The following is a 23,611-nucleotide window of genomic DNA, read 5'->3' on the forward strand; positions in this document are numbered from 1 at the left end:
TTCACACACGCTCGTAGAAGGTGTTCACACAGGTCGGCGGGATCACGGGTTGCAGCCTGTTCCCAAGGGGCCGGGCGAAATGGTGACGACCGCTGTCGCCGCCGTCCGCATCGCGCGTGAAAACGCTGAACCTTCCCGCGACGAGTGAGGCGTTCGACGTGAAGGAAAGCGCTACTCCAGGAGCCGTCACGTCCACGGACAGCCGGTGTTCCGGCAGCTGTCGCAGCGCGATGGCCGCGGTGACCGGTGGCCGCCATCCCTCCATCCTGAGGTCCTGCACCATGGAGAACTGAATGTGGAGCTGCATGGTGTCACCCGCTCCGCCGCTCCAGCGGTCGGGGAACCTCGGCATGTCGAGTCGCAAGGTCACGGTCGGGTCCCAGCCGTCCAAGTGCACCGACCGCAGTCGCACGCCTTCCAGGGCAGGGACTTGGTCGTAGTACGAACCGAGATCCGCGTTAACTACGAGTTCATTCCAAGTCATGGGAATGGCGTGTCTCCGTACCCTCATTGGCGTCGTTACGCTCATCGCGGCCCGGCCGGACGTCTTCCCCATGGAAGACATCTGATGGTCCGGGCACGAGGCACACGCAAAGAGGCAACAGTAACTCGATGTGCGCACCGGCCTGATGCCAGACCGTCGCCGGAGCGTGTGGCAGCATCGCCCGCATGATCACGGACGGGACGATGACGACGCTGCTCCGCAGGGCCGCACTGAACAACGCCGCCTGGTGCGACGCGGTGTGCCGTGCGCACGGGCTGGCGCCGCGGTACGACGGCGAGCAGCTCTGGTCCAGTGCGCGGCGGACTCCGCCGATGTATCCCGATGCCGTGACCCTCGAACCGGCCGTGCCGGCGGGGAGCGTGGTCCGGGGCATCGACACCGCCTCCCCCGGCTGTTCGGTGAAGGACAGCTTCGCCGACCTGGACCTGGCCGGGGCGGGCTTCGAGGTGCTGTTCGAGGCGCAGTGGATCCATCGGCCCGCCGGGGCGCCGCTCCCCGGGGCGGAGGCGGAGGCGGCCGGGCTGGAGTGGTCCGAGGTCTCGGGCGCCGAGGAGCTGGCGGCCTGGGAGGCCGCCTTCGACGGCGGGGAAAGCGTCGAGGGCGCCGGGCCGTTCCGGCCCGCCCTGCTCGGCGAGGGGATCGTCTTCCTGGCCGGGCGCGCCGGTGGCCGGATCGTCGCCGGGGCCGTGGCGAGCACCGGCGGGGGCGTGGTCGGCGTGTCCAACCTGTTCGGGGCGGCCTGGGCGGGTGTCCTCGGCGCGGTCTCCGCCCGGTGGCCGGAGCTGGACGTGGTCGGCTACGAGCACGGGGAGGACCTGGAGGCGGCGGTCCGGTGCGGCTTCGCCCCCATCGGTCCGCTGCGGGTCTGGCTTTTTGCCCAGTGATCAACTTCGGGTGAGACTGGCGCCGTGACATCGCATCAGACAAGCCGGCTCATCGGCGCCATATTCGGACTCGTCTTCGTCGTGGCGAATGCCGCAGCCCTGCCCACGGCCGCCGCCGTTCCCCTGCGCCTCCTCGCGATCGCCTCGTTCATCTGGCTGTTCATCGCACTGCGGCGGGCCCGTACGTCCCCGGCCGGCGTGGTGGGCGGCGACGCCCGCCCCGGTGCGGCGCCGAGGATGTCGAGGATGTTCGGGCGGGGCTACGTCCTCGTGGTGGCCGCCGAGGTGGCCGCCGCGCTGGCCGGCGTCCTCGTCATCAACCTCGTGCTGCACGTCCCGCAGGCCACGGTGGCCTGGATCTCCCTGGTCGTCGGCCTGCACTTCTTCGGTCTCGCGGTCGTCTGGCGGATGCCGGCGCTCCGGCTGCTGGCGGCCGCGATGGCCGCCTGCGGCGCCGCGGGTCTGGTCCTGGCCGCCGGCGGGGCCTCCCTCGCCGTCATCGCGACCGTCGCGGGCATCGCCCCCGGAGCCCTGCTGCTCGGCTCCGTCCGGTGGAGCCTGCGCACCCCTTAGCCGGTCTCCAGGTCCAGCCGTGGTACGTCGGTGCGTTCGATGCCGAAGACCTGTGCGTACAGGGAGAGTTCGGCTTCCAGCGCGCGGATCATGGTGTCGGCCCGCCGGAAGCCGTGGCCCTCGCCCTCGAAGGTCACGTACGCGTGCCGCACCGGCCGGCCCCGCAGGGCGTCGAGCAGCCGCTCCGCCTGGGCCGGCGGGCAGACCGGGTCCTCCAGTCCCTGGAGGAGGACGAACGGCGCCGTGATGCCCTCGGCACGGGCCACCGGGGAACGCTCGCGGTTGAGCACGGCCAGGGTCTGCGGCGGCCCGGCCAGGCTCTCGACGTAGCGGGATTCCAGGTCGTGGGTCTCCCCGGCGAAGCCCAGCAGGTCCAGCACCGGGTAGATGATCGCGGCGCACGCGTACAGGTCGGTGGCCGCCAGCGAGGCCGCCGCCGTCCAGCCGCCCGCGCTGCCGCCCCGGATGGCGAGCCGGGCGGGGTCGGCGGTGCCCTCGGCGGCCAGCGCGCGGGCGACCGCCGCGCAGTCCTCCACGTCCACCACGCCCCACTGCTCGCGCAGCCGCTCCCGGTAGGCGCGGCCGTAGCCGGTGGATCCGCCGTAGTTCACCTCGGCCACGCCGATGCCGCGCGAGGTGAAGTAGGCGATGTGCAGGTCGAGTACGGGCGGCACGTGGTCGGTGGGTCCGCCGTGGGCCCAGATCACGTACGGGGGCAGTTCGTCGGCGGCGGCCCGGCAGGCCGGGTGGTGCGGCGGGTAGACGTGCGCGTGGATGTGGCGGTTGTCGGGGCCGAGGAAGGTGCGGCTCTGCGGCTCCGGGTAGTAGGCCGGGTCCACCGGGTCCGGGCGCTGCCCGCCGACCGCCCGGGCGTGCCCGGTGGCGGTGTCCAGCTCGACCACCTCGTACGCGCTGCGCGGGCTGGCGGCGACCCCGTAGACCCGGGTGCCGTGCACGGCGAGGGTCGGCTGCCAGGAGGTCCACGGCCCGGCGGCGTCCACCAGGTCGCCGCTCTCCGGGTCGAGGATGCCGAGCACGGAGGAGCCCTGTCCGTGCAGGACGGCGACGAGCCCGGACCCCGAGCCCGCCGGGTGCGGGGTGTCTCCGGGGAGCGGTGCGAGCCAGCGCAGCCCCGGCTTCCACAGCGGGCCGCCGAACTCCTCCTCCCGCGGGCAGAGGTTGATCGCCCAGCCGGTCCGCGGGTCCACGCTGTACGGGTTCCACCAGCCGCCGCGGTCGCTGACCGCGAGGAGGGTCCCCTCGGCCGTCCACTCGACCTGGGCGACGGCCTCGTCGGGGCCGCCGAGCACGGTCCGGGCGTCGGCGAGCTCCCCGTCCCCGGTGACCTCGGCCACCCTGAGCTCGGTACCGTCCCACGGCATCAGCGGGTGGTCCCACACCAGCCAGGCGGCCCGCCGGCCGTCCGGGGAGAGCCGGGGCCCGGTGGTGAACCGGTACCGGTCGTGCGTGAGCTCCCGCACCGCGCCGCGGTTGCCGGCCGCCGAACCGTCCAGCGGTACGGCGGCCAGTACCCGGCGCACATCGGTCGGCGCGGGCCCGGTGAACTCCTCCAGCACACACCACACCTCGCCGCCGCGCAGCACCGGGTCGGCCCAGCGCAGGCCGCCGCCGGTCCGGGAGAGGGGCGTCAGGGGCCACGGCCCGGGGCCGCCGGGGGCGTCGGGCTCGTACGCGTACAGCCGCTGGTCGGCGAAGTGGACGAAGACCAGCAGGGGGCCGCCCGCGGGCCGCTGCACCCCGGCCCAGGGCAGGCCGCCGTACTCGGTGACGCGGCTGCGCACGTTCCACGGGGCGGGCAGTTCGGTGATCTCGGGCCCGCCGTCGGCGAGGCGCCGGCGCACCAGGGTGCGGCGGCCGGCCTCCTCGGGCCGGGGTTCGGTCCACCACACCTCGGGGCCGACCGTGCCGAGGTACTCGGGCCGCCCGTCCAGGGAGGCGGCGAGGCCCGCGTCGATGGGTGAGGGCCAGCTGCCGTAGGGCCGGGTCGCCGCCGTCATCGCCGGGCCCCGTTCACAGGGTCCGCAGCGCGCGGTCGAGGACGCGGACGCCGAAGTGCAGGGCTTCGACGGGCACCCGCTCGTCGACGCCGTGGAAGAGGGCCCAGTAGTCGAAGCCGGGCGGCAGCTTCAGCGGGGAGAAGCCGTAGCCGTTGATGCCGAGGCGGGAGAACTGCTTGGCGTCGGTGCCGCCCGCCATGCAGAAGGGGATCACGTGGCCGGCCGGGTCGAACCGCTCGACCGACTCGCGCAGGATCCCGAACGTCCGTCCGTCGACGGGGGCTTGGAGGGCGACCTCGCGGTGGTGGAACTCCCACCGCACGTCGGGGCCGGTGAGGGCGTCGAGGGTGGCGGCGAACTCGGCCTCGCCGCCGGGCACGGTCCGGCCGTCGACGTAGGCGGTGGCGTGCTCGGGGATCACGTTGAGCTTGTAACCGGCGCTGAGCATGGTCGGGTTGGCGCTGTTGCGCACGGTGGCGCGGACCAGGGCGCCGGCCGGTCCGAGTGCGTCGAGGAGCTCGTCGACGTCGAGGCCCGGCCGCCGGGGGTCCACCGACAGGCCCTGCAGAGAGGCGAGTTCGGTGATGCAGGCGGTGACGGTGTCGGTGAGCCGGACCGGCCATGCGTACTCACCGATCCGGGAGACGGCGGCGGCGAGCCGGCTGACGGCGTTGGCCCGGTTGGGCTTGGAGCCGTGACCGGCGGTGCCGTGCGCGGTCAGCTTCAGCCAGGCGGTGCCGCGCTCCCCCGCCGCGATCGGGTAGAGAGCGCGGCCGCCGGGCCCGCCGTGCACGGTGAAGGCCCCGGATTCGCTGATGCCCTCGGTGCAGCCTTCGAACAGGTGCGGGTGGCGGTCGGCGAGGAAGCCGGAGCCGTCGACCGCGCTGTCCTCCTCGTCGGCGGTGTAGGCGAGCACGATGTCCCGGCGCGGCTTGACTCCCGCGCGCGCCCAGGCCCGTACGACGGCCAGCACCATCGCGTCCATGTTCTTCATGTCGACGGCGCCGCGCCCCCAGACCACGCCGTCCCGCACCTCGCCGGAGAAGGGGTCCACGCTCCAGTCGGCGGCCTCGGCCGGGACCACGTCGAGGTGGCCGTGGACGAGGAGGGCCTCGGCGCAGGGGTCGGTGCCCTCGATCCGGGCGACCACGTTGGTGCGGCCGGGGGTGCGCTCCAGCAGGAGCGGCTCCAGGCCGGCGGCGGCGAGCCGCTCGGCGACGTACTCGGCGGCGGGGCGCTCGCGGCAGTCGCCGCCGCCCCGGTTGGTGGTGTCGATCCGGATGAGGCCGGAGGTGAACTCGACGGCCTCGTCGAGAGCCACCTCGTCCACCACGTCCACCCCGCCCGCCGGGCCCGCCCCGCCCACGGCGTCCACCGGGTCCGCGGTGTCGACGGCGCCGGCGCCCGCGCCTGCGGGGATCTCGGCGTTGATTGCGCACATGTCAGCCATACTGCTCCTCCACGGCCGCCGAGACGACCGTCGTGACCGCTTTGAAGGCCCGGATCCCCTCGTACATGGTTTCGCTGGTGTACGCGACCTTGCGCTCCCCGGACCGCTCCACGCCGGGGACCACCGTCGCGGACATGGCCAGGTGCGCGGCGTCGAACTCCAGCTCCACGGTGAAGGGGCCGCCACGGACCGGATCGTGGCGCACGGCCAGGGCGGTGGCCTCCTTGGCCGCGGCCCGGATGTCGGCGGCGGTACGGGCCGGCGTGCGGCACACGGCGGCGTAGCGCGAGACGTGGTCCTTGACGGCGACGGTCGCGGCTCCGGGGGCGTATCCGGCGGCGTCGACGCAGGTGAGGTCGTCGCCGGTGACCAGGATGACGGGGACCCCGTACTCGGCGACGACGCGTGCGTTGAGCAGCCCCTCGCTGGCGCGCGTCCCGTTGACCCAGACTCCGGTGATGGAGTTGGCGAGGTAGGTGTGGGCGAGGACCCCCTCGGAGCCGGCTCCGGTGTGGTAGCCGACGAAGGCGATGCCGTCGACGTCGCCGTGCTGGACGCCCTCGACCATGGAGAGGGTCTTGTGGCGGCCGGTGATCATCTCGGCGCGCGCGTCGAGCTTCTCCAGGAGCAGGTTGCGCATGGTCCAGTGCGCCTCGTTGATGAGGACCTGGTCGGCTCCGCCGTCGTAGAAGCCGAGTACGGCGGCGTTGACGTCGGAGGTGAACATCGCGCGGCAGCGTTCCCACTGCGGCGTTCCGGGCAGCACGTCCGCGGGCCAGGTGACGCCGGTGGCGCCTTCCATGTCGGCGGAGATGAGGATCTTCATCGGGCCCCCGGGCGGTCGGTTGCGCTCAGGGTGCCACCCTAGCCGCCGAGGCCCCTGGTGGCCGTGGGGCTCACGCCCCGGCGCGGCGCGCGGGGGGTGACCCCCGGCACGCGGCCCGTCGGCACGCGGCGCCCCGGCCCCGGCCGCCGGTCGGTCGCCCGCCGGCCCGTCGCCCGTCGGCCCGTCGCCCGTCGGCCCGAGGGCTGATGCCCGCCGGCCCGAGGGCTGATGCCCGCCGGCCCGAGGGCTGATGCCCGTCGGCCCGGGAGCTGCGGCCCGCGGACGCGCCCGGTTCACCCGATCCGGTGAGGCCGCTGTCCCGGCCTCACCGTCAACACCGTTGCTCAGCGCTCCACTTCGGTGGCCAGGTTCTCCAGCACGGAGTCGTAGATCCGGCCGAGGCCCTTGGGCGCGAAGGTGCGCTCGAAGAAGCCGCCGATGCCGCCGGCGCCGTTCCAGACGGTGGTGACCACGGCCTTGGACTTGCCCTCACCGGCCGGGGTGACCCGCCAGGTGGTGACCATGGAGGAGTTGCGGTCCTTCTCCACCAGTTCACCGTCGGTGGGCTCGCTGACCTCCAGGAGGCAGTCGCGCACGCGCTTGCTGGTGGCCTGGAGCTTCCAGTGCACCAGGGTGCCCTCGCCGTCGCCGCCCTCGCGCACCTCGTACTCGCTGAAGTGCTCGGGAAGCAGCTTCCCGCGGGTCCCGGTGTAGTCCGCCAGCGCGTCGAACACGGTCTCCGCGTCTGCCGCGATGATCCGCTCCGTGGTGGCCTCGACCTGCGCCATAGCTGTTCCTCCAGCAGTTGTGATCGCTCGTCACGGCGAAGCCAACCACCTTCGGGGCGGTGGCCCAAATCCGGATCAGACGTGGCAACGGAGGTAGACCAGGAGGGTGTCCCCGGGCAGCTCCTCCAGGTACCTGGTCGTGGCGGTGGCCCGGGGCCCGGGCAGGGGCGGGCGGTGGACGCAGGCGTCCGGGCCGCCGCAGTCGCCGTGGACGGGGTCGTCCTCCCCGTACCACCAGCCGTCGAGGGTGAGCACGTGCCGGTGCGAGGGGGTCCCGGCGCTCTCCGCGGGCGGCGAACTCCTCCCGGCCGGTCCGGCCGACGGTCTCGGCGGCGGCTCCTCTGTGGAGGAACCCACCGAGGTCGTACCCGCGGCGGGCCTCCAGCAGAGCGGCCACGCCCTCCCGGTAGGCGGCGACGAGCGGCTGTGCGCCGAAGGCCGCCTCGGCCTCCTCGCCGGCCCCGTGCCAGGCCCGGGACTCCTCCGGGGTGCGCCAGGGCGCGGCCGGCACCACGCGGCGCGGCTCGGCGGGCGGGTGGCTCCGGGAGAGCTCCCGCCACAGGTCCCAGGCGGCCCCGGCGGTGTCCCTTGCCTCGGCCCGGATCTCGGCGATGGCCATCGCCTCACGGGGCCCGCCCGCGCACCAGCCGGGCACGCCCTCATCGCTGCCGTCGCGCACGATCCGCGGGTCGTGCTCATACCCCGGCAGCAGCTGGAAGCCGTCGCGGTAGGTGCCGTTGCCGCAGATGCCCCACGAGTCCCAGATGTCCACGTCCTCGCCCCGGGTGAAGTCGATCTCGAAGGGGGCCATCGCCTCGGCGAGAGCCTCGCCGACCCTGGTCCGGGCCTCGCCGGGGAGGCACACCACGATCCGCATTCCGGCCATGGCCGGAGCACCGCACACCCGCACCGGCGCGATCCAGGGAATTCCGGTCCGCACGATCATGGGAACGTTTGTTCTATTCTCGGGCCCCAGAGCTACCGAGGGAGGCGCATCATGCGCTGGGAGAACCTGACCGAGGGGTCCGCGGGGCCGGCCGCGCTGTTCGGGGCCGCGGCCGTCGTGACGCGGACCTTCGACACTCCGGAGTTCCGGGGGATCACCTTCCACGAGGTACGCGCCCGGTCGATCGTCAACCGGGTGCCCGGCGCCTCGCGCATGCCGTTCGAATGGACCGTGAACCCCTACCGGGGATGCAGCCACGCCTGTGTGTACTGCTTCGCCCGCAAGACGCACAGCTATCTCGACCTCGACACCGGCATCGGCTTCGACTCGCAGATCGTCGTCAAGACCAACGCCCCCGAACTGCTGCGCCGCGAACTCGGCTCGCCCCGCTGGACCGGCGCGCACATCGCCATGGGCACCAACGTCGACTGCTACCAGCGCGCCGAGGGCCGCTACCGGCTGATGCCCGGGATCATCGAGGCCCTGCGCGACCGCGCCAACCCCTTCTCGATCCTCACCAAGGGCACGCTGATCCTGCGCGACCTCCCCCTGCTGCGGGAGGCCGCCGAGGTCACCGAGGTCGGCATCTCGGTCTCGGTCGGCTTCACCGACACCGGGCTCTGGCGGACCGTCGAGCCGGGCACCCCCTCCCCCGCCGCCCGGCTGGGCGCCGTACGGACGCTCACCGACGCCGGGATCGAGTGCGGGGTGCTGATGGCCCCGGTGATCCCCTTCCTCGGGGACTCCCCGGAGCAGCTGCGGGCGACCGTACGGGCCGTGGCCGAGGCCGGCGCGACCTCCGTGACACCCCTGGTACTCCATCTGCGGCCCGGGGCGCGCGAGTGGTTCACCGCCTGGCTGGGCGCCCACCACCCCCACCTGGTCCCCCGGTACGAGCGGATGTACGCGGGCGGGTCGTACGCGCCCACCTGGTACCAGCGCCGGATCACCCGCCAAGTCCACGAACTCGCGGCCGAATTCGGCATCGGCCCGGCCCGGCGGGGCGAGGCCCGCAAGATCGTCACACCGGAGCGTCCGGACGGCTCCGCGCCCGCCGAAGCCACGCAGCTCAGCCTCCTGTGACGGCCGGCGCCACCTGAACGGTCATCACATCGGGCCAATCGGCGGCCCAATCCCGCCTTCCAGGCGTGGTTTCCGGGACGATTCCGCCCAGAACCCTCGGCTGGGAGGCCCCATGCTCCACCCCTTGAAGAAGCGCGCCGCTGTCCTGCTGTCGATCTCCACCGTTGCCGCCACCGTCGCCGCCGCCCTCGCGAGCCCGGTCACGGCCGCGCCCGCCGCCCCGGCCGATCCTGCCGCCCAGGCGCCGGCGCGGGCCGCACTGCGCTGGACCGGCTGCGCCACCCCGCGGTACCCCACACTGCAGTGCGCGTCCCTCAAGGTGCCCCTCGACCACGCACGGCCGGACGGCCGGCAGATCACCCTCGCCCTGACCCGGGTCCCCCACACCGGCCCCACCTCCCAGGGCCCGCTGCTGGTCAACCCCGGCGGCCCGGGCGGCAGCGGCCGCAGCCTGGCCGGTTACATCGCCTCCGCACTGCCCAAGGAGGTGGCCGCCCAGTACGACGTGATCGGCTTCGACCCCCGGGGCGTCGGCAAGAGCGAGCCCGCCCTGGACTGCGCGGCCGGGCACTTCAAGCCCGCCCGGCCGGACTCCGTCCCCATGGACGAGGCCACCGAGCAGGCCAACCTGGACCGGGTGCGCTCCTTCGCCGAGTCCTGCGGGGCCAAGCACGCGGACGTGCTGCCGTACATCGACACCGTCTCGGCCGCCCGGGACATCGAGGCGCTGCGCGGCGCCCTCGGCGCGGAGCGGATCAGCTACTTCGGCTACTCGTACGGGACCTACCTGGGCGCGGTGTACGCCAAGCTCCACCCGGGCCGAGTGCACCGGCTCGTCCTGGACTCCGTGGTCGACCCGGGCGGGGTCTGGTACGAGGACAACCTCTCCCAGGATCTCGCCTTCGACGCCCGCCACAAGGCCTTCCTGGCCTGGGTGGCCCGGTACGACGCCACCTACAAGCTGGGCACCGACCCGGCGGCGGTCGAGCGGGCCTGGTACGCGATGCGCGACGCGCTGCGCGAGAGTCCGGCGGGAGGCAAGGTGGGCCCGGCGGAGCTGGAGGACACCTTCATGCCGGGCGGGTACTACAACGGCTACTGGCCGAACCTGGCCGAGGCCTTCGCCGCGTACGCGGTGGCCAAGGACCCGAAGCCGCTGGTGGCCGCCTACGAGCGGTTCGGCGCGGTGGAGCCCTCCGCGGGCAACGGCTACAGCGTCTACACGGCGGTCCAGTGCCGGGACTCGGCCTGGCCGAAGGACTGGAACCAGTGGCGCGCGGACATGTGGCGCACCCACGCCAAGGCACCGTTCATGACCTGGAACAACGCCTGGTACAACGCCCCGTGCGCGTTCTGGCCGACGGAACCGCTCCAGGCCCCGGACGTGACGAACGCGGATCTCCCGCCCGCCCTCCTGCTCCAGGCGACGGACGACGCGGCGACCCCCTTCGAGGGGGCGCTCAGCATGCGGGAGAAGCTGTCGGGTTCGGCCCTCGTGGTGGAGGAGGGCGGCGGCAACCACGGCATCGCGCTGAGCGGCAACAAGTGCCTGGACGAGAAGGTGTCGGCCTATCTGACGACGGGCAAGGCCACGGACGCCACCTGCCCCGCGCAGGCAGCCCCGAAGCCGACCACGGCGACCCGCGCCGTGCCCGCCTCCGCGGGTGGCGCGGCCCTGCACGGCCTGCTCGGCTTCCGGGGCTGACGCCCCACCGGCCGGGGCCGGAGGGCAACCGGGCAAGATCGTGCCCATGACCACGACACCGTCGCACAGCAGCCCTCTCACCCGTATCGCCGCGCCGGAAGGAGTCGCCCCGAGCCCCCACTACAGCCACGTCGTCCTGGGTACGGGGCGCTTCGTCGCCGTGTCCGGACAGTGCGCGCTCGACGAGCGGGGCGAGGTCGTGGGCGAGGGGGACCCGGCCGCCCAGGCCCGGCAGGTGTTCGAGAACCTGCGCCGGTGCCTGGCGGCGGCCGGGGCGACCTTCGACGACGTCGTGAAGCTCACCTACTTCGTCACGGACGTCGCCTACCTCCCGGCGGTACGGGAGGCCCGGGACGCGGTGATCCCGGCCGACCGCCTCCCGGCCTCCTCGGCTGTGCAGGTCTCGGCGCTGTTCCGGCCCGAACTCATGGTCGAGATAGAGGCCTTCGCGGTCACCGCCGGATAGCGGGCCGCGATCACCGGCCCAGGTTGCGCAGCGCGGCCGTCGCCGCCACCGCCAGCCGGGGGTGGGACTGGGCGCGGGTGAGCACTTCGCGGGCGCGGGGGTCGGCGAGGGCGCCGAGCCCCTCGACGCAGGCCAGGGCCACCCGCCAGTACGGGTCGTGCGGGGACAGCAGCCGCGCCAGGGTGGCCGTCAGGGCCGGTACGGACTCGGGGGCGCGCAGGGCGGTGAGCAGCCGCACGGGCTGCAGGGCGTAGGCCGTGCGCAGGCCGTTGGTGGCGAGGGCCGCCGCCGCGCGGGCGGTGCGCGGGTCGTCCAGGACGGCCAGCGCCTCCGCGGCGGCGGCGCAGCGGGCCGGGTCCCGGTGGTTGAGGAGCAGGACGAGGGATTCGAAGGCGCGGCGGTCTCCCGCGAGGCCCAGACGGTACGCGGCCAGTTCGCGGGCCCACAGGGGCAGCCCGGCCGAGGTCAGGGAGGCGGCCAGGCCGTCGGGGGCGGCCGTGAGCAGCACCTCGTACTCGGGTGAGGATCCCGCCTCCGCCCGCAGGCGCTCCAGCACGTCGTTCACCCGGCCACCCTAGGGGGACACAGCGGTCGCCGTGCCGGGTTTCGGGACATCAGAGACAGCCGGTTGATCGATGATCGATGATCGGTACATTTGGGCGGTACAGGTCACATCTCCGCGCTCTGGCGGACCAGTTACCGGCGGGTTACTGTCGTTGCAACACGTACGAGGGCGGCCTGGTGACGCAGCCGCCTCGTGACGGTCGGTTCGTTTCTTCACGGTGTGACCCCGGGACAGGGTTCCGCCGTTTCCGCCCCGGGGACTCGCTCCCCGCGGGCTCCTCTCCTCGGGCCCCCTCACCCCGGGTCCTTCACCGCACGGCTCTTCCGTACGGCATCCGCGCGCGCCGTGCGCCGCGCGCCCCTCAGTCGTCACCCTCTTCCACTGGAGTCCCTCGATGGACCGTCAGTCCAGTCAGTCCACCCTCCAGACCATCGCCGTCGTCGGCCTCGGCACGATGGGCACCGGCATCGCCGAGGTCCTCGCCCGGGCCGGCCGCGAGGTCATCGGCATCGACATCAGCGAGGCCGCCGCCCACCGGGCCGCGACCGCCCTCGCCGCCGCCACCGCGCGCTCCGTCGCCCGGGAACGGCTCACCGAGCAGGAGCGGGCCGACGTGCTCGCCCGCTTCCGCACCTTCACCGACCTGGGCGCCGCCGCCGAGGCCGATCTGGTCATCGAGGTCGTCCCCGAGTCGTACGAGATCAAGCAGCAGGTGTTCCGCGAGCTCGACGCGGTCGTGCGGCCGGACACCATCCTGGCCACCGGCACCAACGCCCTGTCGGTGACGCGCATGGCCGCCGAGTCCCTGCGCCCCGAGCGCGTGCTGGGCCTGCACTTCTTCAACCCGGCCCCGGCGATGAAGCTGGTCGAGATCGTCTCCTGCGTCCTGACCGCCCCGCCGGCCGTCGAGGCGGTCACCGAACTGGCCCGCGAGCTCGGCAAGGAGCCCGTTCCGGTCGGCGACCGGCCCGGCTTCGTCGCCGACGGCCTGCTCTTCGGCTACCTCAACCAGGCCGCCGCCATGTACGAGGCGCGGTACGCCTCCCGCGAGGACATCGACGCGGCGATGCGGCTGGGCTGCGGGCTGCCCATGGGCCCGCTCGCGCTGCTCGACCTGATCGGCGTGGACACCGCCCGTACCGTCCTGGAGGCCATGTACGCCTCCTCCGGCGACCGTCTGCACGCCCCGGCCCCGATCCTGGGCCAGCTGGCCGAGGCGGGCCTGACCGGGCAGAAGTCCGGCCGCGGCTTCTACACGTACGAGGCGCCGGGCAGCTCGGTGATCGTCCGCGACCTGCAGACCCCGCTCGACGGGTCCCTGGTCGGCAGCGGCCGTCCCGTCAGCTCGGTCGGCGTGGCCGGCTCGGGGACCATGGCGAGCGGGATCGCCCAGGTCTTCGCGCAGGCCGGTTACAGCGTGGTGCTCGCCGCCCGCAGCCAGGAGAAGGCCGAGGCCGCCAAGGCCGCGATCGGGAAGTCCTTGGGCCGTGCGGTGTCCAAGGGCCGCCTGACCGAGGAGGGTGCGGCCCAGACCCTGGACCGGATCACCCCGGCCGGCTCGCTGGACGCCTTCGCCGAGGTGGACCTGGCCGTGGAGGCCGTCGCCGAGGACCTGGCGGTCAAGCAGGAGCTGTTCGCGGCCCTGGACAAGGTCTGCAAGCCGGGTGCGGTGCTGGCCACCACCACCTCCTCGCTGCCGGTGATCGCGGTCGCCCGCGTGACCTCGCGTCCGCAGGACGTGATCGGCATGCACTTCTTCAACCCGGCCCCGGCGATGAAGCTGGTCGAGGTGGTCCGGACCGTCCTGACCGCCGACGACGTCCACGCCACGGTCCGCGAGATCTGTCTCAAGGTGCGCAAGCACCCGGTGGACTGCGGCGACCGGGCCGGCTTCATCGTGAACGCGCTGCTGTTCCCGTACCTCAACAACGCGATCAAGATGGTCGAGCAGCACTACGCCGACATCGACCAGATCGACGCGGCGATGAAGCTGGGCGGCGGCTACCCGATGGGCCCGTTCGAGCTCCTCGACGTGGTCGGCCTGGATGTCTCGCTGGCCATCGAGAAGGTCCTGCACAAGGAGTTCCGCGACCCGGGTCTGGCCCCGTCCCCGCTGCTGGAGCACCTGGTGGCGGCGGGCTGCCTGGGCCGGAAGACCGGCCGCGGATTCCGTGAGTACGCCGCCCGCCGGTAATCCGTCGGGCCACGAGCCGGATGCGTGGGGAGGGCTGCTCGGGCCCGCCGGACCCTCACGGCGGGCCAACCCTCACGAGCCCAGTGCGGGCTCTCCCCCGCATCCACCCCTCTCCCACCCCCCGCAGGCGCGCTCCCCTGCTCGAATGAAGTACTTTCGGTCTATGTCCCAGCCCGCCAAGACCTCGCCTCGCGCCGCCGCGTCCTCCGACACCCCGGAGAGCCCGGCCGGCACCAAGGCGGCCGCTCAAAGGCTCAAGATGCGCCGCGAGCTCGCCGCCGCGGCCATGGAGCTCTTCGCGACCAAGGGGTACGAGGCGACGACGGTCGACGAGATCGCCGCGACCGCCGGGGTGGCGCGGCGGACCTTCTTCCGGCACTTCCGGTCCAAGGAAGAGGCGATCTTCCCGGACCACGACGACACCCTGACCCGCGCCGAGGCCGTCCTGGACGTGGCCCCGGCGCACGAGCACCCGCTCGACACGGTGTGCCGCGGGATCAAGGAAGTCATGAAGATGTACGCCGCCTCGCCGGCGGTGTCGGTGGAGCGCTACCGGCTGACCCGTGAGGTGCCGGCGCTGCGGGAGCGGGAGATCGCCTCGGTGGCCCGGTACGAGCGGCTGTTCACCCGCTACCTGCTGGCCCATTTCGACGAGCACGACCACCACGACGGCAACGACGACCCACTGCTGGCCGAGGTGGCCGCCTCGGCGGTGGTGACCGCCCACAACCACGTGCTGCGGCGCTGGCTGCGCGCGGGCGGCCAGGGGGACGTGGAGGCGCAGCTCGACCACGCCTTCTCGATCGTCCGGAAGACCTTCGGTTCGGGCATCGGCGCGGGCCGCACCCTGAGCACGGCTCCGGCCGCGCCGGCGGCCGTCCGTACGCAGGGCGAGGTGCTGGTGGCGGTGGCCCGCACGGATGCCCCGCTGGACGAGGTCATGCGGACCATCGAAGAAGCCCTGCGCGCCAAGTAGCCAAGCAGACGTCACTCCCCCGGATACCGCCGGGGGTGCTCCCGGTCACAGCGGCCGCTCCCGATCCGGGGGCGGCCGCTTTCGTATGTCCGGCTTGCCCCTACTCGCGGGTAACTCTGATCGATCATCGCTCATCGGTGCAGGTCAATCGGCAAATGAGAGAAAGTTTTGGCACGCGGTGCCTTGCCGGGTGACACGGGGTGCCATACGTTGAAGTCGTCCGGATGTCCCCGCGACCCACGCCCACCCGGTATGGAACGCGCCCCGGATCGCCTGCGTCACCAGGCACCGCACGCCTCACCACGGGCGTCGCCCAGCTTCACCGCACCAGCCGGACCGACGGCACACCACACCTGCACCACGCACCCCCGTTCCCCTCAGCGCACCCTCATCAGCGCTAGCCGGAGGCTCTACCGTGAAGGACATCCTGGACGCGATTCAGTCGCAGTCCGCCACCGCCGCAGACTTCGCGGCCCTGCCGCTGCCCGACTCGTACCGCGCGATCACCGTGCACAAGGACGAGGCGGAAATGTTCGCGGGGCTGACGACACGCGAGAAGGACCCGCGCAAGTCCCTTCACCTGGACAACGTCCCGGTGCCGGAGCTGGGCCCGGGCGAGGCCCTGGTCGCCGTCATGGCCTCCTCGGTCAACTACAACTCCGTGTGGACCTCGATCTTCGAGCCGGTGTCCACCTTCAGCTTCCTGGAGCGCTACGGGCGCCTGTCGGAGCTGACCAAGCGCCACGACCTGCCGTACCACATCATCGGCTCCGACCTCGCGGGCGTCGTGCTGCGCACCGGCCCGGGCGTCAACGCCTGGAAGCCGGGCGACGAGGTCGTCGCCCACTGCCTCTCCGTCGAGCTGGAGTCCTCGGACGGCCACAACGACACGATGCTCGACCCCGAGCAGCGCATCTGGGGCTTCGAGACCAACTTCGGCGGCCTGGCGGAGATCGCCCTCGTCAAGTCCAACCAGCTGATGCCGAAGCCCGACCACCTGAGCTGGGAGGAGGCCGCCTCCCCCGGTCTGGTCAACTCCACCGCCTACCGCCAGCTGGTCTCCCGCAACGGCGCCGGCATGAAGCAGGGCGACAACGTCCTGATCTGGGGCGCCAGCGGCGGCCTCGGCTCGTACGCGACCCAGTTCGCGCTCGCCGGCGGCGCCAACCCGATCTGTGTGGTCTCCAGCCCCGAGAAGGCGGACATCTGCCGGGCCATGGGCGCCGAGGCGGTCATCGACCGCAACGCCGAGGGCTACAAGTTCTGGAAGGACGAGCACACCCAGGACCCGAAGGAGTGGAAGCGCTTCGGCAAGCGCATCCGCGAGCTGACCGGCGGCGAGGACGTGGACATCGTCTTCGAGCACCCGGGCCGCGAGACCTTCGGCGCGAGCGTCTACGTCACCCGCAAGGGCGGCACGATCGTCACCTGCGCCTCGACCTCCGGCTACAACCACGAGTACGACAACCGCTACCTGTGGATGTCCCTCAAGAGGATCGTCGGCTCGCACTTCGCGAACTACCGCGAGGCGTGGGAGGCGAACCGCCTGGTCGCCAAGGGCAAGATCCACCCCACCCTGTCGAAGGTCTACTCCCTGGAGGACACCGGACAGGCCGCCTACGACGTCCACCGCAACCTCCACCAGGGCAAGGTCGGCGTTCTCGCGCTGGCCCCCGAGGAGGGCCTGGGCGTGCGCGACCACGAGCTGCGCGCGACGCACCTCGACGCGATCAACCGCTTCCGTAACGTCTGAGACCGTTCAAAGGCCTAAGGGACAGCCTGAGATGACAGAGCGCCAGAAGGACCGTCCGTGGCTCATGCGGACGTACGCCGGCCACTCCACGGCCGAGGCGTCCAACGAGCTGTACCGCCGCAACCTCGCCAAGGGCCAGACGGGTCTGTCGGTCGCCTTCGACCTGCCGACCCAGACCGGATACGACCCCGACCACATCCTCGCCCGCGGCGAGGTGGGCCGGGTCGGGGTCCCGGTCTCCCATCTGGGCGACATGCGGCGGCTGTTCCAGGACATACCCCTGGAGCAGATGAACACCTCGATGACGATCAACGCCACGGCCATGTGGCTGCTGGCGCTCTACCAGGTGGCCGCCGAGGAGCAGGGCGCGGACATCGCCCAGCTCCAGGGCACCACCCAGAACGACATCGTCAAGGAGTACCTCTCGCGCGGGACGCACGTCTTCCCGCCGGGGCCGTCCCTGCGGCTGACGACGGACATGATCGCGTACACGGTCAACCACATCCCCAAGTGGAACCCGATCAACATCTGCTCGTACCACCTCCAGGAGGCCGGGGCCACCCCGGTCCAGGAGATCTCGTACGCGATGTCCACGGCGATCGCGGTCCTCGACTCGGTGCGCGACTCGGGCCAGGTGCCCCAGGAGCGCTTCGGCGAGGTCGTCGCCCGGATCTCCTTCTTCGTGAACGCGGGCGTCCGCTTCATCGAGGAGATGTGCAAGATGCGCGCCTTCGGCCGCATCTGGGACAAGGTCACCCACGAGCGCTACGGCATCGAGAACGCGAAGCAGCGTCGCTTCCGTTACGGCGTCCAGGTCAACTCCCTGGGGCTGACCGAGGCCCAGCCGGAGAACAACGTCCAGCGCATCGTGCTGGAGATGCTCGCGGTCACCCTCTCCAAGGACGCCCGCGCCCGCGCCGTGCAGCTGCCCGCCTGGAACGAGGCGCTGGGTCTGCCCCGGCCCTGGGACCAGCAGTGGTCGCTGCGCATCCAGCAGGTCCTCGCGCTTGAGAGCGACCTGCTGGAGTACGACGACATCTTCGCCGGATCCCACGTCATCGAGGCCAAAGTCGACTCCCTGGTCGCCGACTGCCTGGCCGAGATCGACCGGATCCAGGAGATGGGCGGCGCCATGGCCGCCGTCGAGTCCGGGTACCTGAAGGGCGAGCTGGTCTCCTCGCACGCTGAGCGGCGGGCGCGGATCGAGGCCGGCGAGGACAAGATCGTCGGTGTCAACTGCTTCCAGCAGACCGAGGAGAACCCGCTCACCTCCGACCTGGACGGCGCCATCATGACGGTCGACCCGGCAACGGAGGCGCTGACCGTCGAGCGCATCGGCCGCTGGCGGGCGGAGCGTCAGGAGTCCTCGGACCGCCAGGGGAACGGCGATCCCTTCGTCTTCCCCACCACCCAGCAGGCGCTGGAGCGCCTCAAGGAGGCCGCGGCGGGCACCGAGAACCTGATGGAGGCCACGCTGGAGTGCGCCCGCGCCGGTGTCACCACCGGCGAGTGGGCCGGCGCCCTGCGCGAGGTGTTCGGCGAGTTCCGCGCCCCCACCGGAGTCTCCTCGGCCCCGGTCGCGGTCACCGCGGAGCCCGGTACGCCGATGCACGAGGTCCGCGAGAAGGTGTCCCGTACGGCCGACGAGCTCGGCTCGGGCCGGCTGCGCCTGCTGGTCGGCAAGCCCGGCCTGGACGGGCACTCCAACGGCGCCGAGCAGATCGCCGTCCGGGCCCGCGACGCCGGCTTCGAGGTGGTCTACCAGGGCATCAGGCTGACGCCGGAGGAGATCTCCTCCGCGGCGCTGGCCGAGGACGTGCACTGCGTGGGACTGTCCATCCTGTCCGGCTCGCACAGCGCTCTGGTCCCGGACGTCCTGGAACGGCTGCGACTGGCGGGGGCGGGTGACATCCCCGTCATCGTCGGGGGCATCATTCCCAACGCCGACGCCGTGACCCTGAAGGCCGCGGGTGTCGCCGCGGTCTTCACGCCCAAGGACTTCGGCATCACGGAGATCATCGGCCGTATCGTCGACGAGATCCGCAAGGCAAACAAGCTCGCCCCCCTCGACATCGACAACGAATTCGTTGCAAGCACGGAGGTCCCCGCATGACCACGCCTGTCCACCCGGTGAACCGCCTTCGCCCGCGTCGCTCCTGCCTCGCGGTGCCCGGCTCGAACCCGCGGTTCCTGGAGAAGGCCCAGGGCCTGCCGGCCGACCAGGTCTTCCTGGACCTGGAGGACGCCTGCGCGCCGCTCGCCAAGGAAGGCGCCCGCCACACCATCGTGGACGCGCTGAACAACGGCGACTGGACCGGCAAGACCCGTGTCGTGCGCGTCAACGACTGGACCACGCACTGGACCTACCGCGACGTCGTCACGGTGGTCGAGGGCGCCGGCCAGAACCTCGACTGCATCATGCTGCCGAAGGTCCAGGACGCCCAGCAGGTCGTGGCCCTGGACCTGCTGCTGACCCAGATCGAGAAGACCATGGGCTTCGAGGTCGGCAAGATCGGCATCGAGGCGCAGATCGAGAACGCCAAGGGCCTGGTGAACGTCGACGAGATCGCCGCCGCCTCGCCGCGGCTGGAGACCATCATCTTCGGCCCGGCCGACTTCATGGCCTCGATCAACATGAAGTCCCTGGTCGTGGGCATGCAGCCGCCCGGCTACCCGGCGGACGCCTACCACTACATCCTGATGCGGATCCTGATGGCGGCCCGCATGCACAACCTGCAGGCGATCGACGGTCCCTTCCTCCAGATCCGCGACGTGGACGCCTACCGCGAGGTGGCCGGCCGGGCCGCCGCGCTGGGCTTCGACGGCAAGTGGGTGCTGCACCCGGGCCAGGTCGACGCGGCCAACGAGGTCTTCTCCCCCTCGCAGGAGGACTACGACCACGCCGAGCTGATCCTCGACGCGTACGACTGGTGCACCTCGGAGGCCGGCGGCAAGAAGGGCTCCGCGATGCTCGGCGACGAGATGATCGACGAGGCCAGCCGCAAGATGGCCCTGGTCATCGCCGGCAAGGGCCGGGCCGCAGGCATGGAGCGCACCACCAAGTTCGAGACCCCCGTCAACTAGAAAGGCCCTGATCCCGATGCAGTTCGGACGCACGTACGAAGAGTTCGAGGTCGGGGCGGTCTACAAGCACTGGCCCGGAAAAACGGTCACCGAGTACGACGACCACCTCTTCTGTCTGCTGACCATGAATCACCACCCGCTCCACATGGACAGCAATTACGCGGAGAACACGACCGACTTCGGCAAGAACGTGGTCGTGGGCAACTACATCTACTCGCTGCTGCTCGGCATGTCCGTGCCGGACGTCTCCGGGAAGGCCATCGCCAACCTGGAGATCGAGTCCCTGCGGCACGTGGCGCCGACCTTCCACGGCGACACGATCTACGGCGAGACCACGGTCCTCGACAAGACCCCGTCGAAGTCGAAGAACGACCGCGGGATCGTCTACGTGGAGACCAAGGGCTACAAGCAGGACGGCACCCTCGTCTGCGTCTTCCGGCGCAAGGTGATGGTCCCGACCGAGACGTACATCAAGGAGCGCGGCGGCGAGCAGCCCGGCCGCCCCACGCTGAAGGAACAGGGGAAGTAGCCATGGCCCGACTCGCCCAGACCGCCGGGCTGACCGACGTCCAGCGGGAGATCCTCAAGACCGTCCGGGAGTTCGTCGACAAGGAGATCATCCCGGTCGCGACCGAGCTCGAACACCGTGACGAGTACCCGCAGCAGATCGTCGACGGCCTCAAGGAACTCGGCCTCTTCGGCCTGATGATCCCGGAGGAGTACGGCGGCCTGGGTGAGTCGCTCCTCACCTACGCCCTGTGCGTCGAGGAGATCGCCCGTGGCTGGATGTCCGTCTCGGGCATCATCAACACCCACTTCATCGTGGCGTACATGCTCAAGCAGCACGGCACGCAGGAGCAGAAGGACCACTTCCTCCCCCGCATGGCCCTGGGCGAGGTGCGCGGCGCGTTCTCGATGTCCGAGCCGGCGCTGGGCTCCGACGTGTCGGCCATCTCCTCCAAGGCGGTGAAGGACGGCGACGAGTACGTCCTGAACGGCCAGAAGATGTGGCTGACGAACGGCGGCAGCTCCACCCTGGTGGCCGTTCTCGTCCGGAGTGACGAAGGACACCCCGAGGGCACCGCGCCCCACAAGTCGATGACGACCTTCCTCGTCGAGAAGGAGCCCGGCTTCGGTGAGGTCCGCCCCGGCCTGACCATCCCCGGCAAGATCGACAAGATGGGCTACAAGGGCGTCGACACGACCGAGCTCATCATGGACGGACTGCGCATTCCGGCCAATCGGGTACTCGGCGGTCAGACGGGCCGAGGGTTTTACCAAATGATGGACGGGGTCGAGGTCGGCCGCGTCAACGTGGCGGCGCGTGGCTGCGGCGTCGCTCAGCGTGCTTTCGAGCTGGGTGTCTCCTATGCCCAGCAACGTCACACTTTCGGCAAGCCGATCGCAGAACACCAGGCGATTCAGTTCAAGCTGGCCGAGATGGCTACCAAGGTCGAAGCCGCCCATGCGATGATGGTGAATGCAGCACGCAAAAAGGACTCCGGGGAACGAAACGACCTCGAAGCAGGGATGGCGAAGTACCTCGCCTCCGAGTACTGCAAGGAGGTCGTCGAGGACGCCTTCCGTATCCACGGTGGATACGGGTTCTCGAAGGAGTACGAGATCGAGCGTCTCTACCGGGAGGCCCCGATGCTGCTGATCGGTGAAGGTACCGCCGAGATCCAGAAAATGATCATCGGGCGACGCCTGCTTGAGGAGTACCGGCTTCAGGGCTGAAAGTCCCTTTTGCAGCGAATCATCCATGGGTTCGTTGCGAAAGGATCACTGGCAGTAACTGGCTGACCGTCATCGACTCGGCTTCTGGCTTGCCCAGTTGTTGCGCGCAACCGATAGCATTCCAGTAAAGCCGCCGTCCCGTCCCCCCGTTTACGGCGCGGCAATCACCCGCTACGAAGGTCATCCATGCCCCACAGCCAAACCTCTGCACCTCGCGACAGCCTCCTTGGCGTACGCCTCGCGCGCGGAGCATCGCCGTGGCTTCTGCCGACCGTCGCCACCGCGGCGCTCAGCCTCACCCGGGCCCGCAAGTCCGGACGCTGGGCCGCGGCGGCCGTGCCCGCCACCGCGCTCGCCGCGGGCATGCTGTGGTTCTTCCGCGACCCCGAGCGTGAGATCGCTCAGGGCCGTGTCATCTCGCCCGCCGACGGTGTGGTGCAGAGCATCATGCCGTGGAAGGACGGACGGACCCGGGTCGCGATCTTCATGAGCCCGCTGAACGTCCACGTCAACCGCGCGCCCCTCGCGGGCACGGTGACGTCCGTGGAGCACATCCCCGGCGGATTCGTCCCGGCGTTCAACAAGGAGAGCGAGAACAACGAGCGCGTTGTCTGGCACTTCGACACCGAACTCGGTGACATCGAGATGGTGCAGATCGCCGGCGCCGTCGCCCGTCGCATCGTCCCGTACCTGCCGGCCGGAACCAAGGTGGAGCAGGGCGAACGCATCGGTCTGATCCGCTTCGGCTCCCGCGTCGACATCTACCTCCCCGAGGGCGTCGAGGTCGCGGTCGAGGTCGGTCAGGCCACCACCGCGGGGGTGACACGAATTGACCGTGACTGACCCTGAGACTCCGGCCGCCGGCTGGGTTCCCGAACCTGCCGAGGAGGAGTCCGCCGAGGACGACATGCCGCTCTCGCTGCGGCTGTCGATAGCGGACACCCTCACGCTCGGTAACGCGACGTGCGGATTCATGGCGGTGTACTTCACCACCACCGGAATCCTCATCCCGCACCTCACCGGCAGTGGCGAGTCGGGCATGGCCCGTAACAGTGCCGCGACGGCGGTGATACTGATGCTGCTCGCCGCGGTCTTCGACCTCTTCGACGGCATCGTGGCCCGCAAGCTGCGCAGCTCGCCGATGGGTGCCGAGCTGGACAACCTGTCCGACCTGATCAGCTTCGGCCTCGCGCCGGCCTACTTCGTGCTCGTCTACGGCATGGTCGCCGTCGACGCGCACCAGAAGATGTCGGCGCTGGCCGCGATCGTCGTGCTGCTCGCCGTGGTGCTCAGACTCGCGAGATTCAGCTGCGTGACGATGAAGGACGGCATGTTCCAGGGCATGCCGAGCCCCTTCGGCGCGCTCACGGTCGTCTCGATCGTGCTGCTGGAGCTGCCGTTCGTCCCGACGCTGCTGGCGATCATCGGGGTGGCCTGGCTGATGGTGAGCCGGGTCGAGTACCCCAAGCCGCGGGGCGTTCTCGCCGTGGCGATGCTCTGCTGGATCGTCAGCGCGATGGGGCTGCTGGCGGCCTGGGCGTTCGACGCCCCGGGCGGTCAGCTGCTGCTCCAGACCGGCTGCGCCCTGCAGATCGCGATGGCGGCGACCATTCCGCTCTTCGCGACGACCCGGAAGGCCAACACCTTCCGGCACAACCGCCGCGAGGCCCGCGCCACGACGCTGCGCTAGCTGTACCGGAGAAGGCCCCCGGATGCCATCGGCATCCGGGGGCCTTCTGCCGTTTCCGGGGCCGGGGCCTCTGCCGTTCTGGGGGGCCTTCTGCCGTGCCTGGCGTGTTCTGGGCCGGGGTCGGGGTGGGGCCGGGGTCGGGGTGGGGCCGGGGTCGGCGGCGGGGCGGGGAGTGTCCGGGGTAGGCATGATTTATGGCCCCCGGGGCGAGTTGCACAGGACTCGGAGCATGGGCCACAAATCACGTTTTACACCCCGGACACTCCCCGCCCCGCCGCCGCCCCCTCCTGCAGTTCCCGGCTCCTGGCTCCGTACCGCCCCCCGAGGGCGGGGGCGGGGCCGGTGGTGGGGTGGGGGTTGTCCGGGGT

General features: G+C 71.4%; 21 protein-coding genes. 14 read left to right on the plus strand and 7 right to left on the minus strand.

Annotated elements, in window-relative coordinates:
- Nucleotide 1: 1 nt before the first annotated feature.
- Nucleotides 2-556, minus strand: a complete 555-nt coding sequence (locus ACFY0D_RS15905; RefSeq protein WP_390798889.1) for an Imm50 family immunity protein — start codon at nucleotides 554-556, stop codon at nucleotides 2-4.
- 113 nt (nucleotides 557-669) lie between these two features.
- Here ACFY0D_RS15905 and ACFY0D_RS15910 point away from each other — a divergent pair, with 113 nt between their 5' ends.
- Both ACFY0D_RS15910 and ACFY0D_RS15915 read left to right on the plus strand, forming a co-directional pair.
- Nucleotides 670-1,389 (plus strand): hypothetical protein, encoded by a 720-nt coding sequence (locus ACFY0D_RS15910; RefSeq protein WP_390798890.1) that lies wholly within the window; start codon nucleotides 670-672, stop codon nucleotides 1,387-1,389.
- Nucleotides 1,390-1,413: 24 nt separating this feature from the next.
- On the plus strand, nucleotides 1,414-1,962 hold the full coding sequence (locus ACFY0D_RS15915) for a hypothetical protein (protein ID WP_390798891.1): 549 nt from the start codon (nucleotides 1,414-1,416) through the stop codon (nucleotides 1,960-1,962).
- On the opposite strand, the gene ACFY0D_RS15920 is transcribed toward ACFY0D_RS15915, so the two are convergent.
- The 5 genes from ACFY0D_RS15920 to ACFY0D_RS15940 all read right to left on the minus strand — a co-directional run bounded on the left by ACFY0D_RS15920 (nucleotide 1,959) and on the right by ACFY0D_RS15940 (nucleotide 7,401).
- Entirely contained in the window at nucleotides 1,959-3,980 is a 2,022-nt protein-coding gene (locus ACFY0D_RS15920; protein WP_390798892.1) for a prolyl oligopeptidase family serine peptidase, read from the minus strand. The two genes, ACFY0D_RS15915 and ACFY0D_RS15920, sit on opposite strands and share 4 nt — an antisense overlap.
- Nucleotides 3,981-3,993: 13 nt before the next feature.
- On the minus strand, nucleotides 3,994-5,421 hold the full coding sequence (locus ACFY0D_RS15925) for a M20/M25/M40 family metallo-hydrolase (protein ID WP_390798893.1): 1,428 nt from the start codon (nucleotides 5,419-5,421) through the stop codon (nucleotides 3,994-3,996).
- A gap of 1 nt (nucleotide 5,422) precedes the next feature.
- Nucleotides 5,423-6,256: a M55 family metallopeptidase gene (locus ACFY0D_RS15930; RefSeq protein ID WP_390798894.1), complete on the minus strand. Its 834-nt coding sequence runs from the start codon at nucleotides 6,254-6,256 to the stop codon at nucleotides 5,423-5,425.
- Between the two features lie 344 nt (nucleotides 6,257-6,600).
- Complete coding sequence (locus ACFY0D_RS15935; RefSeq protein ID WP_030729835.1) at nucleotides 6,601-7,044, minus strand: SRPBCC family protein; 444 nt, start codon at nucleotides 7,042-7,044, stop codon at nucleotides 6,601-6,603.
- A gap of 75 nt (nucleotides 7,045-7,119) precedes the next feature.
- Complete coding sequence (locus tag ACFY0D_RS15940; protein ID WP_390798895.1) at nucleotides 7,120-7,401, minus strand: hypothetical protein; 282 nt, start codon at nucleotides 7,399-7,401, stop codon at nucleotides 7,120-7,122.
- Between the two features lie 640 nt (nucleotides 7,402-8,041).
- Here ACFY0D_RS15940 and ACFY0D_RS15945 point away from each other — a divergent pair.
- From ACFY0D_RS15945 to ACFY0D_RS15955, 3 genes are all read left to right on the plus strand, one after another.
- Nucleotides 8,042-9,073, plus strand: coding sequence for an Rv2578c family radical SAM protein (locus ACFY0D_RS15945; protein ID WP_390798896.1), 1,032 nt, complete (start codon nucleotides 8,042-8,044; stop codon nucleotides 9,071-9,073).
- Between the two features lie 112 nt (nucleotides 9,074-9,185).
- Nucleotides 9,186-10,778: an alpha/beta hydrolase gene (locus ACFY0D_RS15950; protein ID WP_390798897.1), complete on the plus strand. Its 1,593-nt coding sequence runs from the start codon at nucleotides 9,186-9,188 to the stop codon at nucleotides 10,776-10,778.
- A 46-nt stretch (nucleotides 10,779-10,824) separates the two neighbouring features.
- Nucleotides 10,825-11,244, plus strand: a complete 420-nt coding sequence (locus tag ACFY0D_RS15955) for a RidA family protein (RefSeq protein WP_390798898.1) — start codon at nucleotides 10,825-10,827, stop codon at nucleotides 11,242-11,244.
- Between the two features lie 10 nt (nucleotides 11,245-11,254).
- Here ACFY0D_RS15955 and ACFY0D_RS15960 read toward each other — a convergent pair whose 3' ends face one another.
- Nucleotides 11,255-11,809, minus strand: a complete 555-nt coding sequence (locus ACFY0D_RS15960; RefSeq protein ID WP_390798899.1) for an adenylosuccinate lyase — start codon at nucleotides 11,807-11,809, stop codon at nucleotides 11,255-11,257.
- A 394-nt stretch (nucleotides 11,810-12,203) separates the two neighbouring features.
- Here ACFY0D_RS15960 and ACFY0D_RS15965 point away from each other — a divergent pair, with 394 nt between their 5' ends.
- The 9 genes from ACFY0D_RS15965 to pssA all read left to right on the plus strand — a co-directional run bounded on the left by ACFY0D_RS15965 (nucleotide 12,204) and on the right by pssA (nucleotide 23,243).
- Complete coding sequence (locus tag ACFY0D_RS15965; RefSeq protein ID WP_382541337.1) at nucleotides 12,204-14,003, plus strand: 3-hydroxyacyl-CoA dehydrogenase family protein; 1,800 nt, start codon at nucleotides 12,204-12,206, stop codon at nucleotides 14,001-14,003.
- A gap of 163 nt (nucleotides 14,004-14,166) precedes the next feature.
- Nucleotides 14,167-14,979 carry a TetR family transcriptional regulator gene (locus ACFY0D_RS15970; protein WP_301364974.1) on the plus strand — a complete coding sequence of 271 codons (813 nt, stop codon included), beginning with the start codon at nucleotides 14,167-14,169 and terminating at the stop codon, nucleotides 14,977-14,979.
- 415 nt (nucleotides 14,980-15,394) lie between these two features.
- Nucleotides 15,395-16,732 carry a crotonyl-CoA carboxylase/reductase gene (gene ccrA / locus ACFY0D_RS15975; RefSeq protein ID WP_053169246.1) on the plus strand — a complete coding sequence of 446 codons (1,338 nt, stop codon included), beginning with the start codon at nucleotides 15,395-15,397 and terminating at the stop codon, nucleotides 16,730-16,732.
- A 31-nt stretch (nucleotides 16,733-16,763) separates the two neighbouring features.
- Complete coding sequence (locus tag ACFY0D_RS15980; protein WP_390798900.1) at nucleotides 16,764-18,845, plus strand: protein meaA; 2,082 nt, start codon at nucleotides 16,764-16,766, stop codon at nucleotides 18,843-18,845.
- Nucleotides 18,842-19,816 carry an HpcH/HpaI aldolase/citrate lyase family protein gene (locus ACFY0D_RS15985; protein WP_390798901.1) on the plus strand — a complete coding sequence of 325 codons (975 nt, stop codon included), beginning with the start codon at nucleotides 18,842-18,844 and terminating at the stop codon, nucleotides 19,814-19,816. The genes ACFY0D_RS15980 and ACFY0D_RS15985 overlap by 4 nt, the downstream gene beginning before the upstream one ends.
- 16 nt (nucleotides 19,817-19,832) lie before the next feature.
- Nucleotides 19,833-20,345: a MaoC family dehydratase gene (locus ACFY0D_RS15990; RefSeq protein ID WP_030010163.1), complete on the plus strand. Its 513-nt coding sequence runs from the start codon at nucleotides 19,833-19,835 to the stop codon at nucleotides 20,343-20,345.
- Between the two features lie 2 nt (nucleotides 20,346-20,347).
- Nucleotides 20,348-21,553, plus strand: a complete 1,206-nt coding sequence (locus ACFY0D_RS15995; protein ID WP_189967951.1) for an acyl-CoA dehydrogenase family protein — start codon at nucleotides 20,348-20,350, stop codon at nucleotides 21,551-21,553.
- Between the two features lie 186 nt (nucleotides 21,554-21,739).
- Nucleotides 21,740-22,396, plus strand: a complete 657-nt coding sequence (locus tag ACFY0D_RS16000) for a phosphatidylserine decarboxylase (RefSeq protein WP_030010161.1) — start codon at nucleotides 21,740-21,742, stop codon at nucleotides 22,394-22,396.
- Nucleotides 22,383-23,243 carry a CDP-diacylglycerol--serine O-phosphatidyltransferase gene (gene pssA, locus ACFY0D_RS16005; protein WP_301364983.1) on the plus strand — a complete coding sequence of 287 codons (861 nt, stop codon included), beginning with the start codon at nucleotides 22,383-22,385 and terminating at the stop codon, nucleotides 23,241-23,243. Before ACFY0D_RS16000 ends, pssA begins: the two co-directional genes overlap by 14 nt.
- Nucleotides 23,244-23,611: the final 368 nt, after the last annotated feature.

Source organism: Streptomyces sp. NPDC001502 (assembly GCF_042894785.1).
Taxonomy (GTDB): Bacteria; Actinomycetota; Actinomycetes; order Streptomycetales; family Streptomycetaceae; genus Streptomyces; species Streptomyces kutzneri.

Bases quoted from the DNA above. Each gene is read 5' to 3' on its own strand.
- ACFY0D_RS15905 (WP_390798889.1), bottom strand. From the start codon at position 556: ATGGGGAAGACGTCCGGCCGGGCCGCGATGAGCGTAACGACGCCAATG.
- ACFY0D_RS15910 (WP_390798890.1), top strand. From the start codon at position 670: ATGATCACGGACGGGACGATGACGACGCTGCTCCGCAGGGCCGCACTG.
- ACFY0D_RS15920 (WP_390798892.1), bottom strand. From the start codon at position 3,980: ATGACGGCGGCGACCCGGCCCTACGGCAGCTGGCCCTCACCCATCGAC.
- ACFY0D_RS15925 (WP_390798893.1), bottom strand. From the start codon at position 5,421: ATGTGCGCAATCAACGCCGAGATCCCCGCAGGCGCGGGCGCCGGCGCC.
- ACFY0D_RS15930 (WP_390798894.1), bottom strand. From the start codon at position 6,256: ATGAAGATCCTCATCTCCGCCGACATGGAAGGCGCCACCGGCGTCACC.
- ACFY0D_RS15935 (WP_030729835.1), bottom strand. From the start codon at position 7,044: ATGGCGCAGGTCGAGGCCACCACGGAGCGGATCATCGCGGCAGACGCG.
- ACFY0D_RS15945 (WP_390798896.1), top strand. From the start codon at position 8,042: ATGCGCTGGGAGAACCTGACCGAGGGGTCCGCGGGGCCGGCCGCGCTG.
- ACFY0D_RS15950 (WP_390798897.1), top strand. From the start codon at position 9,186: ATGCTCCACCCCTTGAAGAAGCGCGCCGCTGTCCTGCTGTCGATCTCC.
- ACFY0D_RS15955 (WP_390798898.1), top strand. From the start codon at position 10,825: ATGACCACGACACCGTCGCACAGCAGCCCTCTCACCCGTATCGCCGCG.
- ACFY0D_RS15965 (WP_382541337.1), top strand. From the start codon at position 12,204: ATGGACCGTCAGTCCAGTCAGTCCACCCTCCAGACCATCGCCGTCGTC.
- ACFY0D_RS15970 (WP_301364974.1), top strand. From the start codon at position 14,167: ATGTCCCAGCCCGCCAAGACCTCGCCTCGCGCCGCCGCGTCCTCCGAC.
- ACFY0D_RS15980 (WP_390798900.1), top strand. From the start codon at position 16,764: ATGACAGAGCGCCAGAAGGACCGTCCGTGGCTCATGCGGACGTACGCC.
- ACFY0D_RS15985 (WP_390798901.1), top strand. From the start codon at position 18,842: ATGACCACGCCTGTCCACCCGGTGAACCGCCTTCGCCCGCGTCGCTCC.
- ACFY0D_RS15990 (WP_030010163.1), top strand. From the start codon at position 19,833: ATGCAGTTCGGACGCACGTACGAAGAGTTCGAGGTCGGGGCGGTCTAC.
- ACFY0D_RS15995 (WP_189967951.1), top strand. From the start codon at position 20,348: ATGGCCCGACTCGCCCAGACCGCCGGGCTGACCGACGTCCAGCGGGAG.
- ACFY0D_RS16000 (WP_030010161.1), top strand. From the start codon at position 21,740: ATGCCCCACAGCCAAACCTCTGCACCTCGCGACAGCCTCCTTGGCGTA.